Consider the following 14,762-nt stretch of genomic DNA (forward strand, 5'->3'; position numbering starts at 1 on the left):
CGACCGATGAGGGTCGCCGCGCCGCGGGGATGGGGAACGGGGGTCAGGTGGCGGCGCAGGAGACGCTCGGCCAGGTCCAGTTGCCGTTGGCCTGGACGGTCAGACCGAAGGTGTTCCCGCTGCCGTTCGGCCGGGCGACCATCTGCTGGGCGGTGGGCCAGGTCGCCGTGGTGTTCCAGGTGTTGATGACCTTGGCGGGGGAGGGCAGGTTGAGGGTCACGGTCCAGTTGCTGGAGCCGGTGACGGCGACGCTCAGGTTGTAGCGGTCGCTCCACGACTGGCCCGCGGAGAGGGTCGCGGTGCAGGTCCCGCCGGCGGGCGGCGGTGTGGTGGTGCCGTCCGGTGCGACGGCCCGGCCGGTCGTCGGGGAGATCATGCCGGCGCACAGCCCACGGGCGGCCAGGCCCTGGGCGATGCGCCCGATGGCGGCGACCGTGTTGGCCGGCCAGTCGTGCATCAGGATGACCTGCCCGTTGGTGAGCCGTCCGGCGGCTGCCACGATGGCGTCGGTGCTCGCGTTGTTCCAGTCCTGCGAGTCGACGTCCCAGATGATCTCGGTGAGACCGAACTTCTGCTGGGCGGCCCGGAGCGTGGCGTTGGTCTCCCCGTACGGCGGCCGGAAGAGTCTGGGTGTTCCTCCGCCCCCGTTGGCGATGGCCGTCTGCGTGCGGGAGATCTCCGACTCCATGGCCGCCTGGCTCAGCTGAGTCATGTGCGGGTGGGTGTAGCTGTGGTTGGCCACCCACATGCCGGCGTCGACCTGTGCTCTGACCAGGGCGGGGTTGGCGGCGGCGTACTGGCCCTGGTTGAACATGGTGGCCCGCAGGCCGTTGTTGCGCAGCGCGGCCAGCAGGTTGGGTGTGTTGCCGGGCACCGGGCCGTCGTCGAAGGTGAGGCCGACATATCCGTTACAGGCCGCGGCCCGTGCCGGCGTCGTTTCGGCGGTGATCACGGTCCCGGCGGCGGCCGTGAGGGCGGCCAGCCCGGTGATCACTAGACGTTTCCACATGATTTGTTCCTCCTGGTGACGCGCCTGGCGGGGAATCCAGGCAGAGCGGTAGGAGCGGGATCCGAATCGATGGTCGACGATTCGTTCTCACCGGGAGTATTCGACGGCTCGCGTCATAGTGTCAACAACTTCCGGAAACATTCCGGAAGCGCGCGCGAGGCTAGCACCTGTTCAGTGCATAGGTGTAAGTCCGAAAAGGTGTGATGCTGATCTATTATCGGAACCGCACCGCGAAACTTACGGCGGCCGTCCGCGGCGTGGAATGATTCCGGCATGACGACGTACGTGGTAGCTGGTTGTTACGTGGTAGCTGGTTATGTGGTAGCTGGTCATGTGGTCGGGCCGCGCTGGGCGCACCCGGGGCGGGATGGTCTGCCGGCCTCGGTCGCGACCGTGAGCGAGTGCCTGGTGGATCGAGCCGCCGGGGCGCGACCGGTGGCTGGAGCCCTGGTTCGAGACTGCCGGAGAGGCGCGGGAGCACGGTGCCCGCCCGCTGTCGATGAGTGTCCCGGCCGATCAGGCGCCCGCGCTGGCGCATCTGGTGGTGGGTGGCTGGGTGACCTGCCGAACCCGCTATCGGCCGATCTCGGCCGCGGTGCGGATCCACCGGGTGGCGACGTTCTCGGCTTCGAGGTGCCCGGCTTCGAGATGGGCCGGTTCCACACCTGGCTCTGCTACTCCTACCTGGAGGAAGCTGCCGTGCTGGGCATCCGTCCCAACGCGCACGGCCTGATCGGCGGGCTGCCCGAGGCCCGCCGGCCAGCCGACGAGATCAACACCGGCGGCGGTTCGCCGGAGGAGGTGACATGGTTCCCCACGCTGATCACCGAGCACTGAGAGTCAGCCGTCGAAGGCGCGATCCACGTCCGCCCCCGTGAGGCCGTAGGTGGACAGGTCGTAGTCGTGCGCGGGTTCCGGCGTACCCCGCTGGATCGTCTCGATGACCGCCGACCGCGCCGGGCCGGACAACCGGGACCCCAGCCGGTCGTAGATCATCTCGACCGTCCGGATCGGATCAGCCGCGAGGTCCTCGAAACGTACGTCGACGAAACGGGACGGATCGTGGCGGGCGCGGTCGGCGCGGAACCGGCGCAGCCCGCGTGACCACAGCTCCAGTTGCGCGCGGCCGGTGACCGCACCGGCGAAGACCGTCGACCAGCCGGCGGAGGCACGCGCGTTGAGGCTGCACACCGAGGCGATCACGGTCCGCGGATCACGATGGGTCTGGATCACCGTGGCGTCCGGATAGACCGCCAGCAGGGCGTCCAGGGCGAACAGGTGACTCGGGTTCTTCAGCACCCAGCGGCGGTGCTGATCGTTCAGGCCGATCAGTTGCAGGTTGCGGCGATGGCGGCGGTAGGCGGGCGTCCAGTCCCGTCCGGCCAGCCACGAGGAGTAGGAGGGGATGTGTGCGGTGCATTCGAACGACACCGAGGTCATCGACTGGCAGAGCAGGCGCCAGCACTCCTCGACCCGATCCGGGCGCATGGGGTGCACGCCGTCCAGGCCGGCGGCGCCGTAAGCCGTCTGGAGCATGGCGAAGACCGGGTTCTCCGCCCACGTCGCGCGGGGCGGGCGTGGCTGCGGGACCTCGGTGAGCCACAGTTCCGGGCCCTGATGGGCGGGATCGGCGGTGAGCAGCCGATGCAGCGCGGTGGTTCCGGTGCGGGGCAGGCCGGTGACGAAGACCGGTCGCGGCAGGGCGACCTCGGCGTGCTGCGGCAGCTGCCACCAGGCGGCCTCCGCGATCAGGCGGGACACCAGGGCGCCGCGCAGCAGGCCGCGGGTCCACTTGCTGCCGGCCGGGGTCAGACCGGCTTCCCGGGCGTACGCGTCGAGCAGCACCCGGAGACCGTCGGCGTACCCGTCGTCGCCGTCTCCGAAGTCGTCCAGTCCGGTCATCCGGCTCGCCGAGGCGTGCAGGTCCTCCACGGTGCCGGCACCGGTGCGCCCGTCGGCGGTCAATGGTGGAACTCCCCGCAGTTGACGTCCAGGCAGGCGCCGGTGACCGCCCGGGCCAGGTCGGAGACGAGGAAGAGGACCGCGTCGGCGACCTCGTCCGGCTCGGGCAGCCGGCGCAGATCGATGTCGGAGGCCACCTCGTCGTAGATCTGCCGTGCCGGGACACCCCGTTGCGCGGCCTGGAACTCGAACCATCCGCGCAACTGGTCGGCCCAGATCCAGCCGGGCGCGACCGAGTTGACCCGGATCCCGCGCGGGCCCAGTTCGCTCGCCAGGTTCTGGGTCGCCGCCAGCAGAGCGGCTTTGGCCAGCTTGTAGGGACCGAAAGGACGCCGGGAATGCCGCAGCACCGCCGAATTGACGACCACCACCGAACCCCGCGACTCGGTCAGCGCCGGCGTGACCAGGCGGACGGTCCGCAACGCGGTGATCACGTTGCCGTCCAGCCCGGCCCGGACCTCGTCGAGATCAACCCGGCCCAGGCTGCGCATCGGCGGCATGGCGAACGCGTTGTGCACCAGGGCGTCGATCCGCCCGAACCGCTCCAGGGACCGCTCGGCCAGCGCGCGTCCCGCCGCCTCGTCGGCCAGGTCGGTGGGGACGGCGAGCGCCCGGTCACCGATCTTCGTGGCCAGTTCGTCCAGGATCGCGGGCGACCGGGCGGCGAGCACCACCGAGGCGCCCTGTGCCGCGGCCCGCACCGCGACCGCCTGGCCTAGACCGGGCCCCACCCCGGCGACCAGGACCACCTTCCCGTCGAGCAGCACCGGTCAGCCCAGCATCCGGGCCGCGGTGGCGGCCTGCCGGGCGGCGATCCGTTCACGCCACGCCACCGGGCCGACCGGTTTCCAGTACGGCAGCAGTTTCGGCAGGTCGTCGACGGCCACCACGTCCACCCGCGGGCCGTCGTCGGTGGTCAGTTCGCGGGAGAGCCGTTGCCAGCGCAGCTGGACGTAACCGCGGCGGTGCCCGGTCCGTTCCAGCCAGTTGGCGACGCCCGGGTTGCGTTCGCTGATCACGTAACGGATCATCCCGTCCGGATCGATCCGGGCCTGGTCGCGGGTGAGGCTGGTCTGGTGGTTGACGTAATCCAGCGAGACGTACCACATGCTGCCGAGCTGAATGCCCTGGTAGGGCGCGTCGCTGGCCGGGACGGTGACGATCATCGCCTGGTCGTCGTCCAGGTCGTAGTGGCCGGCCGAGGAGAACTGGGTGGTCAGCCCGCCCGGCGTGGAGCGGGGTGTGGTCAGCGTGTTGACCGGCAGCTTCAGGTAGAACCGCTCGGCGAAGGCGAGGAAGGTCCGCAGCCGGCTGAGCAGGAGCTTGCCGGCCACCCCGTACCGCTTGGTCATGAGGTCCGTGGTGGGTGGTGGCGGAGCCGCGCCGATCCGGTCCGCGCGCTGGATCCGGATCATGCCCGGCCGCTCGGTGGCCCAGTCGCTGAAGACCTCGCGGACCACCAGCATGCCGGCGCCCTTCAGGCCGGGACCGAGGTACAGCCGGTACGACCCGTCCGGCTGGACCACGATCTCCCGGTCGTCGAAGGCGGCCAGACTGCCCGGCACCTGGATCGGCGAGTAGTCGCCGTCGAGGATCTGGAAACTCAGGTCCACGGTGCTGCCGCGCTCGCCGGTGATCACGTACTCGGCGTCGTCGCGCAGCCACGCGTGGAAGTACAGGGTGTCCGGGTTGTCGAGGCCCATCTTGGTGTGCGGGCCGGTGGATCGTACGAAATAGGGGAAGTCCCGCTCGTAGGCCCAGGCCATCTGGACCGAGGCGCGGATGCTGCCCGCCAGATAGTCGTAGCCCTCGATCAGGTCCTGCTCGTCGCGCACGTGCGGGGCCGTGGTGATGACCCGCTCGGCCTCCTGGATCGCTTCGGCGAACGGTCTGGTTATCACCCCTCCGACAATAGAACTCGTTCTAGTTTCGGGTCAATGTGCCATTGACTGGCTGGGATAACGGGTTCCACTCTGGAGGACGTGTTGGCATACCGGATGACGAACTGGGGCGCGCCGCCGGAGACGGTCACCGTGCCCGACCCCGAACCGGGACCGGGCGAGACACTGGTCCGGGTCGCCGGCTGCGGGCTGTGCCGCTCCGACCTGACCATGCGGCACATCCCGGCCGCCGCGGGCGAGGCGCTGGGCTGGCGGATGCCGTTCACCCTCGGCCACGAGACAGCCGGCTGGATCGTCGGGTCCGGCGAACCGGTCGCCCTGGTGTCGCCGACGTCCTGCGGCACCTGCCGGTACTGCCTGCGCGGCCAGGACAGCGGATGCCCCCACGGGCGAGCCGGGCGAGGGTACGGCCGGGACGGCGGGCTCGCCGAATTCGTACTGGTCAGCGATCCGCGGTCACTGCTGCCGCTCGGTGCTCTCGACCCGCGGCACGCCGGGCCGCTCACCGACGCCGGGGCCACCGCCTACCACGCGGTGCGGCGGGTTCTGCCCCGCCTGACCGCCGGTGGCACCGTCGTCGTGATCGGGGCCGGTGGGCTGGGCGCGTTCGCCGTCCAGTTCCTGCGGGTGCTCACCGCCGCCGAGGTGACCGCCGTCGACCCGCTGCCCGCGCGCCGTGCCCACGCCGAAGAGATCGGGGCCCACGCTGCGGTCCCGGAGCTGCCGAAACGGTTCGAGGCCGAGGTGGTGCTCGACTTCGTCGGCACCGACGAGACCATCACGGCCGGCGTCGGGGCGGTGCGGACCGGCGGGGTGTACGGGCTGATCGGCTCGGCCGGTGGACGGTTCGGCCGACCGTGGTTCTCCGGCCTGCCCCGCGACGGTGAGGTGTTCACCTTCCAGGGATCGTCGATAGCCGACGCCCAGGACGTCATCGCGCTGGCCGGGGCCGGACTGATCCGCAGCCAGGTCCAGGAGTTCGGATTCGGGGAGATCGACCGGGCGTACGCCGAGGTCGCCGCCGCGACCGTCACCGGCCGGGCGGTGATCGTCCTTTGAGTGCGCGGGGACATCACCGCACGGCGATGTCCCCGCGGATTCTCAGGCGACCACCGAGACGACCGTCTGGCCGATCCGGCTGGTGCCGTCGCTGTAGCCGACCACACCCAGGTAACGTGCCCCGGCGGTCAGCCCGGTCCAGGTCGCGGTCACCGAGACCGTGGTGCCGACCGAGACGGACTGCTGCGCCGGTGTGGCCGTCAGGTTGCCGGCCGCGGTGTCACCGACCGCCCACGAATGGTGGGTGACGTCCAGCTCGCCCACCCCGGGCGGCGTGGCGAACTGCACCACGTAGACGTCGTACGAGCCGGCGGCCAGATTCAGCTGCTCCTGGGCCGTCGACCCGGCACTGGTCGCCACCAGGGTGGTGGTGCCGGCCCGGTAGGCGTACAGGTCGAGGTCGGTGCCGTCCGGTACGTCCGCGTCGAACGTCGCCGCCCGCGACAGCAGGGTGCCGGCCGGAACCGTCACCGTCACCTTGCCGACCGCCGGGCCGGCGACCGGCGCGGCGGAGTCGAAGTCCGGCTGGGTGCCGACCAGGTGCAGCGGGTCCGCCTTCGACGGGACCAGCCCGGCCGGGGAGGAGGTCAGCGTGCCGCTGAAACCGGGGATCACACTCAGCGCCGACGAGCCGCTGACACCGGTGCCGGCGACCTCCACCGGCGCGGCGATCGCCACCGGCCGGATCGCGATCGGGCTGCGCACGTCGGACGAGACCAGCTTCAGCGGGTCGGTCTTGTTGATCCAGGTCAGCGAGCCGAACGTCCACTGGCCGACCGCCGCGTCGGTGCGGGTCACGGTCACCTTGAACGAGGCCGACCTACCCGGCTTGACGACGAGTTTCTTCGGCGAGACCGTCACCGTCGTACCGGCCGGGGCCTTGATCTTCGCCTCGTAGATCGCCGGGAACTTGCTGACGTTCGTCACGGTACGCGTGGTGGTCTGCTTGCCGGCCAGGTCACCGATCGCGATCGACGGGTAGTTCAGGTCGGTCGGATCGATCTTGCCGTACTGGTCACAGGCCGTCCCGGTGGCGCCGCTGCCGCACGCGAAACGGATCCAGTCCGGGTAGGTCGAGTCGTAGACCAGACCCGGCCGGTACGAGGGACCGGGGCGGACGTGCCCGGCGCCGTAGTCCAGTGGCGTGGCGGCCGTGCCGGCCCGCTGGATCGGCCCACCGCTGTTGTCGGTCTGCCCGGCGGTGGTCATCATCGCCGACTTGACCCAGATCGGCGACCAGCTCGGGTTCTCGCTGATCAGCAGGGCCGCCAGGCCGGCGATGTGCGGGCTGGACATCGAGGTGCCGGAGTACGCGTCCCAGCTGCGCCCGTTGTTGCCCGGCGGCGCGACCGGCGCCACCACGTCCACACCCGGCGCGGTGATGTCCGGCTTGAGCAGGTCACCGTTGCCGGCGCGGGCCGGGCCCTTGGACGAGAAGGTGGCCATCTCCGGGGCGCGGGTGGTGAACTCGGTGGTCGCCGAGAGCGAGGCGGTCGCGCCGGCGGTCGCCGCGTACGCCTTGATCGCCAGGCCGGCCGCGCTGTCCACGTGCACCGTCGGCACGAAGTGGTAGTCGGCGTTGACCGAGTTGTCCGGGTTGTTGTAGAGGACCATCCCGACGCCACCGGCCTGCTTGACCGCCAGGCTCTTGTCGGTACGGCCGTTGCCGCCCCGCAGACACACCACGATCTTGCCGGTCACCTTCGCCGGGTCGAGCCGCCCTCCGGAATAGCAGAGCTGCACCTCGGCCGCCGGGGCGCCGGCCGCACCGGCCGCCACCGCGTCGATCAGCGGCGCGGACGGTACGGCGGCGCCCTGACCGAAGCCCTCATAGGAGGTGCCGTTGCCGAGCGTCACCGTCTTGTCGTAGCCGCGGTCGTGAGTGCTGGCCGCCACCGTGGTGATCCACGGCGAGTTGTGCGCCACCGTGCTGACCGCCGGGCCGCTGTTGCCGGCCGACGCGGCGACGAACACACCGGCGTTGGCGGCGTTCAGGAACGCCAGCTCGACCGGGTCGACGAAGGACGTGGTGGAACCCGAGATCGAGTAGTTGATCACGTCGACGCCGTCGGCCACCGCGGCGTTGATCGCCGCTACCAGGTCGACGGTCGTGCCGCTGCCGCCGCCGCCCTGATCCCACAGCGCCTTGTAGACGGCGAGCCGGGCGGCCGGCGCCATACCGGACGCCTTACCGACCTTGCGGCCGTCGATCACACTGTCCACCTTGTAGTTGCCGACCGACGTGCCGGCGGTGTGCGAACCGTGGCCGTTGAAGTCACGCGGCGACTTGAACTCGGCCGGGTTCGTCTCGTCCAGCCCGCCCTCGGTGAAGTAGCGCGCGCCGATCAGCTTGTTGTTGCAGGTGATGTTGCGCGCCGGATCGGTCTCCTCGCCGCGCTCACACGTACCGCGCCATTTGGCGTTGATGATCCGCTGGTCCGGGCGGGGGCTCGGCAGCGCCGCGAACGACGGGTTCTCCGGCCAGATGCCGGTGTCGATCACGCCGACGATCACACCCAGGCCGGCCTTGGCGGTGCCACCGAACTGACGCTGCCACACCCCGCTCCGGCCGGCCAGCCCGAGCATCTCCGGGGTGGAGATGGTGTCCGCCTTGTGCACGGTGTTCTTCGACACCGCCAGCACGCCGGAACTGTGGCGCAGCTTGTCGGCCTCGGCGGTGGTCATGCGCGCCGCGTATCCGCTGAACGCCACGTCGTACTCGTAAAGGGTCTCGCCCGCCGACACCCCGGCCAGGCGCTGCGTGCGCTGGCGCTCGGTCTTCAGGTGCGCCCGGTAGGCCTTGGTGGCGGTGCTGTCCAGGTCGATCTTCTCGCCGGCGGCCGGCTTGGTCGCGGGAATGCCCGAGACCCCGCCGGAGTAGCCGGCGACGGGTGGTGCCGCCAGTTGCACGATATAGAGACTCGAGGCCGGGGCCGGTTCCGCGCGGGCTACGTCGGCGCCGCCGGCGACCAGCACTGTCGACAACGCGGCGGCCAGGGCGATCCGTGCGGATCGTGGTGATGACACAGGCGTCCTCCGGTGTGCGAAATAATTCTCACATCGATCCGGATCATATTGATTTACCTCGACTCTTTGGAAGATCCCACGTCGGTCCTAGTGCGAGAGGATGATGGATGCTTATGGATATGCGAACTCTGACCGGAACTGTCACCGCCGGGGTTGAGCACGGCTGCCTCCTGCTCGGCGAATTCCTGCTAGTCGGCGGCGACCGCACGATGATCCAGGCCGGGGCGTACGTCACGGTGACCGGCCGAGTCGTCCCGGACCTGATCACCACATGCCAGCAGGGCACGCCGTTCGTGGTGGCCTCCGCCCGCTCCGGCGGCTGACCGCCCGGCTGCCATCGGCGCGTCACCGGCTTCATCGCCGGTGCCGTCACGGGCGCCATCGCCGGTGCCATTGCCGGTGTCACGGCGAAAATGCGGACATTCACAGTTCTGCATATTGCATGGTCGCCATTTCGGTCGATGGCCTCATCGGGCCGTTGCTGTTTTCGGTGCCGTGCCTCCCGATGCCCTTCGGAAATGCGGATCTCGGCCCCGGGGGACAGCAAGGTCAGACCTGGGTGCCCGATTTGCCGGATAATTCGACGGCTGCGGTCATCGTCTGGCTGCGGTTGCGGTCTCGCGGCGGTCACCGTCTGGCTGTGGTCACCGTTTGGCTGCGGTTGCGGTCTCGCGGCGGTCACCGTCTGGCTGCGGTCACCGTCTGGCTGTGGTTGCCGTCTGGCTGTGGTTGTCGTTGGGCTGCGGTTGCCGGCTGGCGCTCCGTCGTCATGGCTTGCCCGGCCCTCTGGCGGCGGCTGGGCGGAAGCTGTCTCCGGTCAACAACGGAACGACATCGCTGGAGTTGAGCTCGGCGGCGATCGCGACGTCTTCGGGGAATCCGAAAGCGGTCAGCTCGCGGCCACCCGCACAGTCGTGCAACGCGGTGGGAATGTCGGTGGCTGCCTGGCGGTAGGCGGCCACCGTGGCCTGCGCCTCCGGTGACAGCCCGCACACACCCTCGTCGACCAAGCCCGCGATGAATGCGCCCGCACCCCATAGATCCTCGGCCGCCGGCCGCAGTGATCCGTCCTCCAGCCAGCGCTCTCCGGCCGGGATCACCGCAACAGTGATCTCCCCGTCCACCGCGGCGTTTCCGTCGACCGCGGTGATTCCGCCTGGGGCGGTGCTCCCGTCCGGCACGGTGATTCCGGCTGGCGGGTTGATGACGCCTGCAGCGGTGATCCCGTCCGGCGCGGTGATAGCGGCTGGCGGGATGATTCCGTTTGGCACGGTGATTCCGGCAGGGGCGGTGATCCCGGCCGTGGTGGCGGCCAGGTCCGGGCAGCCGGGGCCAGTGCCGGAGGTGGGGCGCAGATGGCGGGCTGTCCAGGCGGCGGCCGCTCGGGCATTGCGCAGGGAGACGCCGATGACGGTGGCGCCCTGCTCGGCCAGGATCCGGGCGATCGCCGAACCGTTCGGCGACGGCAGGACCAGGCGCTCGATCCCGGAAGCGGAGCGGATCGTGGCGGGGGAGAGGCTGACCGGATGGTCCGGCCCCACCTGGGAACGGCCCACGGCCAGCGTCGCCCGATGACCGGCGGCGAAGGCGACCGCCCGTTCGTCACGCCACCGGAACGGGAACACCTCGATGCCCCGATCGGCCGCCACCGTCAGCGACGTGGTGAACGACAGCACGTCCACGACGGCCACGATCGTGGTGCCGGACCCGACGGCCTTCGCCCCGGCCGGGCCCCACTCGCACCGGACGCGGAACCCCGCCTGTGAATAGGGGCTCACCGGGCTCGCCAGACCTTGAACGTCTGCTGGACGTGCCATGATCCGTCCTCCTCGCGGGTCTCGTTGCGCCACCGGAAGCTGGACGGCTCGAGATCGGAGAACGTCCAGCGGAGGGCTCCGCCGTCCAGGACTATGCCGCCGGGGACGGGCGCCGCCAGGAAACTGTGCACACGCCGCCGGCCTGGGCCGATCCAGGTGGAGCGCCACACGCCGTCGCCGGCCGACGGGTCGGGGAAACGGACGCTGACGCCGTGCTCGATGCCGGGCAGGACCCAGACGTCGGTGGTGGCATGACCGCCCAGCGCATAGCCGAAGTGCCACTCACCGCGTCGCACGGTGCTGGAACCGTCCGGCTCGAACTCCGTGCAGTCGAGCTCCCACGAGCCGGTGAACCGGCCGAACAGACTCAGGTCCAGGCCCGGGGCCGGGCCGTTCGCGAGGAAGGGGAGTTCCGTCATGCGCCCGACGTTAATCGGCTGTGGCGCCGGTCCGCTCCGGAGATTCGCCGGCCTGTGGATAAGTGGGAAGGCGGTTCGGCGATTGTGGACAACCGCCCGGAGCCGCTCGGAAGGGAGCAGACTGGGCGCGTTCCTCACGGCGGCGGTCACCGTGTGGCCCGGGACCACGGTGTCGGCCCGGGAGCACGGTGTCGGCCCGGGAGCACGGTGTCGGCCCGGGAGCACGGTGTCGGCCCGGCGGTCGCGGGTCGGTCTGGAGCGGTGGCCACGTCGCGGGGACGAGGCGGGACTGGTGGGCTGCGGTTGTGGGCCCCTATGGCGTACCGGAGAGGGGTTTGATGAATTTGTCCGCGAAGCGGTGCAGGGCGTCGCGCTTCTCCTGGAGCGGGGCGTCGAAGCGGCGCCACGGGACGACGATGGCGTCGGTCACGCCGATGTCGGCCTGCTGACGGAAGCCGTCGAGGCCCGGCCGGTCGATGCAGACCGCCTGGATCTCGAAGGGGGTGTCGGCGCGGCCGTGTGCGGTGCGGAGTTCGGAGAGACGGGTGATGACGGTGCGCAGATCGTCGAATTTGATCATGGCGGAGGACCAGCCGTCGCCGATGCGGGCGGCACGGCGCAGGGCGGGTTCGGTGTGACCGCCGACGTAGAACGGGACCGGTGCGGTCGGCGCCGGGCTCATCTGGAGTTTTTCGAAGGAAAAGTGTTTGCCGTGGAAAGAGACCATGCCACCGGCCAGGATCCGCCGGATGATCTCGATGGATTCGTCGGCTCGGACGCCGCGGTCCTTGAATGGGGCTCCACACCAATACGACTCTTCCGGGGACCATCCCAGGCCGACCCCGAGACCGAAGCGGTTTCCCGTCAGGACCGCTACCGACCCTATCTGGCGGGCGAGAAGGAGTGGATTGCGCGGGTCCAGCTTGAGGACCTGAGTGTAGAAACGGATCCGTGAGGTGACCGCGCCCATCGCGGCGGCGGCAACCATCGGGTCCGGCCACGGGGTCTCGGCGTCCCAGAAGCGGCTGCCGTCCGGGGTGTAGGGATAGGAGGCGGACACATGCTCTGAGTAGAACAGCGAGTCCGGCAGCGCGATCGAGGTGAAGCCGCATTCCTCGGCGGTGCGGGCCAGCTCGGTCAGCTGGTCGAGCGGGCTCAGGGCGATTCCCAGGGTGAACTTCACGGCAGCACCTCGGCCAGGTCGAGCAGTTGACGGGTGGCGCCGCCGAGCAGGAACTCGTGGTCTTCGGCGGCCAAAAAGTAGCGGTGCAGCGGGTATTCGACGTCGATGCCGACGCCGCCGTGCACGTGAACGGCGGTGTGCAAGACCCGGTGCCCGGTCTCGACGGCCCAGAAACCGGCGGTGGCGACCTCCGCGGGTTCCGGCCGGCAGACCGCCTGCCACAGTGCCAGCCTCAGCGCCTCGACGTCGATCCACGCGTCGGCGAGTCGCTGGGAGACCGCCTGGAAGGAGCCGATCGGGCGGCCGAACTGGACGCGCTCGCGGGCGTAGGAGGCGGTCATCTCCAGGGCGCGTTCGGCGATGCCCAGCTGGGTGGCGCAGGCGCCGATGGTGAGGCGGGCACGCAGCCAGCCGGCGCCGCTGATCCTGGGGATCTCGGGGCCGGGGCCCGCCAGGGTGTCGCGGCGTGGGTGCCCTGTCTCCGGTCTGCCGGCGAGATCCGGCGGGCGGCTGGCCGCCGGGACCAGGGCGATCTCCTCGCCCATCGGGGCCAGGACCAGGGCCGCGGTGGTGGCGGCCGGAGCGGAGTCGGGCGTGGCCACCGCGAGGACGCCGGGCGTGGGCACCGAGAGGATGCCGGGGGTGGCAGCCGAAGGGACGCCGGGGGTGGCCGCCGTGCGGGCGCCCAACGCGGTGTCGGGCATGACGGCCATATGGCTGTCGGGCGTGGCGGTCGAGAGGACGCCGGGTGTGGCGGTTGGGAGGGCGCCGGGTGTGGCGGTTGGGAGGGCGCCGGGTATGGCGACGGTCAGGACCAGGTCGCCTCGGGCGGCGGGGATCGCCCAGGTCTCCACCTGTTCGTCGGTACCGAAGTGGGCTATCGCGGACGCGGCGGCGACGATCGACGGCAGGTAGGGGACGGTGGCGGCACTGCGGCCCAGTTCGATCAAAATCGCGCACTGTTCGGCTAGGCCGTAGCCCTCGCCTCCGGCCCGTTCGGGCAGGGCGGCGGCGAGTACCCCGGCCTCGGCCAGGGCCGGCCAGAGCGGGCGGCCGGACGTGGCGAGGTCGCGGGTCATGCCGGCGAGGTCCCGGGCGGCGGCCGAGTACGAGAAGTCCATGTCGTGTCCTAACGACGAGCTGGAGTCCGGTACCGCACTTACGTCACCGAACCGCGGGGAGGCGGCGATGTGGCACAGGAGACACGGGTGGGGTGATCAACGTTTGACCGGGAGGTTCAGGCCGGCCGCCGCGATGATGTCCCGCTGGACCTCGTTGGTGCCGCCGCCGAAGGTGAGGATCAGGGAGGAGCGGTACATGCGCTCGATGCGGCCCGCCAGGACCGCGCCGGGCGAGCCGGTGCGGATCGTCGCGGCGGGGCCGATCACCTCCATCAGGAGGCGGTACGCCTCGATCGCCAGTTCGGTGCCGTACACCTTGCCGGCGGAGGCCCTGGTCGCCGCCGGAGTGCCGTCGGTGACGCAGGCGCGCCAGTTGAACAGCTTCAGGACCTCGGTCTTGGCGTGGACCCGGGCCAGGTGCAGGCGCACCCACTCCTGATCCAGCGCGCCGGTGCCGGCCGCCCAGTCGCGGACCTCGCGCAGCGCCCGCTGCAACGGCGCCGCCGAGGTGAGGGCCACCCGCTCGTGGTTGAGCTGGTCGGTGATCAGGCGCCAGCCCTGGTTCTCCTCGCCGACCAGGGCGGACACCGGCACCCGCACGTCGGAGTAGTAGGTGGCGCTGGTGGACGGCCCGGCGACGGTGTGCACGGGAGTCCACGAGAAGCCGGCCGCCGAGGTGGGCACGACCAGGATGGAGAGCCCGCGATGACGCGACAGCGAGGGGGAGGTGCGGCAGGCCAGCCAGATGTAGTCGGCGTACTGGATCAGGCTGGTCCACATCTTCTGGCCGTTGATCACATAAGAGTCGCCGTCGCGGACCGCTGTCGTCCGTAGCGCCGCCAGGTCGGTGCCGGCCTCGGGCTCGGAGTAGCCGATGGCGAAGTGCGCCTCGCCGGCCTCGATGCGGGGCAGCAGTGACGCACGGAGCGCGGGTGAGCCGTGCCGGGCGATCGTCGGCCCGACCGTGTACAGGGTGAGGAACGGCACCGGCACCCCGGCGAGCGCCGCCTCGTCGGCGAAGATCAGCTGCTCTAGGCGGGACCGGCCCTCGATCGCCAGCCAGCCGTCCCGGCCCAGCCGGCGGACCACCTGCCGGTAGGCGGCGCCGTCCCCGTACTCGCCGCCGCCACTGTCCAGGCCGGCCCGCAACTCGGGTGTCATCAGCGCGGCGAAGTACTCCCGTAGCGACGCCCGCAGCTTCTCCTGTTCGGGCGTGTATCCGACGTGCATGGTGCACCCCGATCCCGGTAAGTTAGAACACGTT

12 protein-coding genes and 1 pseudogene are annotated in these 14,762 nt (G+C 70.6%); 3 read left to right on the top strand and 10 right to left on the bottom strand.

Features of this window, described 5'->3' with window-relative positions:
- Nucleotides 1-43: 43 nt before the first annotated feature.
- Nucleotides 44-1,009: a polysaccharide deacetylase family protein gene (locus tag ACQ0O7_RS14505; RefSeq protein WP_430782570.1), complete on the bottom strand. Its 966-nt coding sequence runs from the start codon at nt 1,007-1,009 to the stop codon at nt 44-46.
- Between the two features lie 633 nt (nt 1,010-1,642).
- Between ACQ0O7_RS14505 and ACQ0O7_RS14510 the strand changes: the two genes are divergently transcribed.
- The gene (locus tag ACQ0O7_RS14510) at nt 1,643-1,846 is read left to right on the top strand and encodes a hypothetical protein (RefSeq protein WP_430782571.1); all 204 of its coding nucleotides are present in this window, start codon (nt 1,643-1,645) and stop codon (nt 1,844-1,846) included.
- 3 nt (nt 1,847-1,849) lie between these two features.
- Here the strand turns inward: ACQ0O7_RS14510 and ACQ0O7_RS14515 are convergent, their stop codons facing one another.
- Genes ACQ0O7_RS14515 through ACQ0O7_RS14525 form a run of 3 tightly spaced genes read right to left on the bottom strand, consistent with a single transcriptional unit; the run spans nt 1,850 to nt 4,872 of the window.
- Nucleotides 1,850-2,911, bottom strand: coding sequence for a sulfotransferase family protein (locus ACQ0O7_RS14515; RefSeq protein ID WP_430782715.1), 1,062 nt, complete (start codon nt 2,909-2,911; stop codon nt 1,850-1,852).
- Between the two features lie 59 nt (nt 2,912-2,970).
- Nucleotides 2,971-3,738, bottom strand: coding sequence for an SDR family oxidoreductase (locus ACQ0O7_RS14520; RefSeq protein WP_430782572.1), 768 nt, complete (start codon nt 3,736-3,738; stop codon nt 2,971-2,973).
- Nucleotides 3,739-3,741: 3 nt separating this feature from the next.
- Nucleotides 3,742-4,872: a hypothetical protein gene (locus ACQ0O7_RS14525; RefSeq protein ID WP_430782573.1), complete on the bottom strand. Its 1,131-nt coding sequence runs from the start codon at nt 4,870-4,872 to the stop codon at nt 3,742-3,744.
- A gap of 81 nt (nt 4,873-4,953) precedes the next feature.
- Here ACQ0O7_RS14525 and ACQ0O7_RS14530 point away from each other — a divergent pair, with 81 nt between their 5' ends.
- Entirely contained in the window at nt 4,954-5,931 is a 978-nt protein-coding gene (locus ACQ0O7_RS14530) for an alcohol dehydrogenase catalytic domain-containing protein (RefSeq protein ID WP_430782574.1), read from the top strand.
- Nucleotides 5,932-5,973: 42 nt separating this feature from the next.
- Here ACQ0O7_RS14530 and ACQ0O7_RS14535 read toward each other — a convergent pair whose 3' ends face one another.
- Entirely contained in the window at nt 5,974-8,958 is a 2,985-nt protein-coding gene (locus tag ACQ0O7_RS14535; protein WP_430782575.1) for a S8 family peptidase, read from the bottom strand.
- 125 nt (nt 8,959-9,083) lie between these two features.
- Between ACQ0O7_RS14535 and ACQ0O7_RS14540 the strand changes: the two are divergent.
- Nucleotides 9,084-9,281 (top strand): annotated as a pseudogene (locus ACQ0O7_RS14540) (hypothetical protein); the annotation flags it as partial.
- Between the two features lie 444 nt (nt 9,282-9,725).
- Here the strand turns inward: ACQ0O7_RS14540 and ACQ0O7_RS14545 are convergent.
- From ACQ0O7_RS14545 to ACQ0O7_RS14565, 5 genes are all read right to left on the bottom strand, one after another.
- The gene (locus ACQ0O7_RS14545) at nt 9,726-10,736 is read right to left on the bottom strand and encodes a 2-phosphosulfolactate phosphatase (RefSeq protein WP_430782576.1); all 1,011 of its coding nucleotides are present in this window, start codon (nt 10,734-10,736) and stop codon (nt 9,726-9,728) included.
- Nucleotides 10,733-11,194 carry a hypothetical protein gene (locus ACQ0O7_RS14550; RefSeq protein WP_430782577.1) on the bottom strand — a complete coding sequence of 154 codons (462 nt, stop codon included), beginning with the start codon at nt 11,192-11,194 and terminating at the stop codon, nt 10,733-10,735. The genes ACQ0O7_RS14545 and ACQ0O7_RS14550 overlap by 4 nt, the downstream gene beginning before the upstream one ends.
- Nucleotides 11,195-11,507: 313 nt before the next feature.
- On the bottom strand, nt 11,508-12,377 hold the full coding sequence (locus ACQ0O7_RS14555; RefSeq protein ID WP_430782578.1) for a TIGR03619 family F420-dependent LLM class oxidoreductase: 870 nt from the start codon (nt 12,375-12,377) through the stop codon (nt 11,508-11,510).
- Entirely contained in the window at nt 12,374-13,498 is a 1,125-nt protein-coding gene (locus ACQ0O7_RS14560; RefSeq protein WP_430782579.1) for an acyl-CoA dehydrogenase family protein, read from the bottom strand. Before ACQ0O7_RS14560 ends, ACQ0O7_RS14555 begins: the two co-directional genes overlap by 4 nt.
- 96 nt (nt 13,499-13,594) lie before the next feature.
- The gene (locus ACQ0O7_RS14565) at nt 13,595-14,728 is read right to left on the bottom strand and encodes an acyl-CoA dehydrogenase family protein (protein WP_430782580.1); all 1,134 of its coding nucleotides are present in this window, start codon (nt 14,726-14,728) and stop codon (nt 13,595-13,597) included.
- Between the last annotated feature and the right edge of the window lie 34 nt (nt 14,729-14,762).

This window comes from Actinoplanes sp. G11-F43 (genome assembly GCF_050589265.1).
Lineage (GTDB): Bacteria > Actinomycetota > Actinomycetes > Mycobacteriales > Micromonosporaceae > Actinoplanes.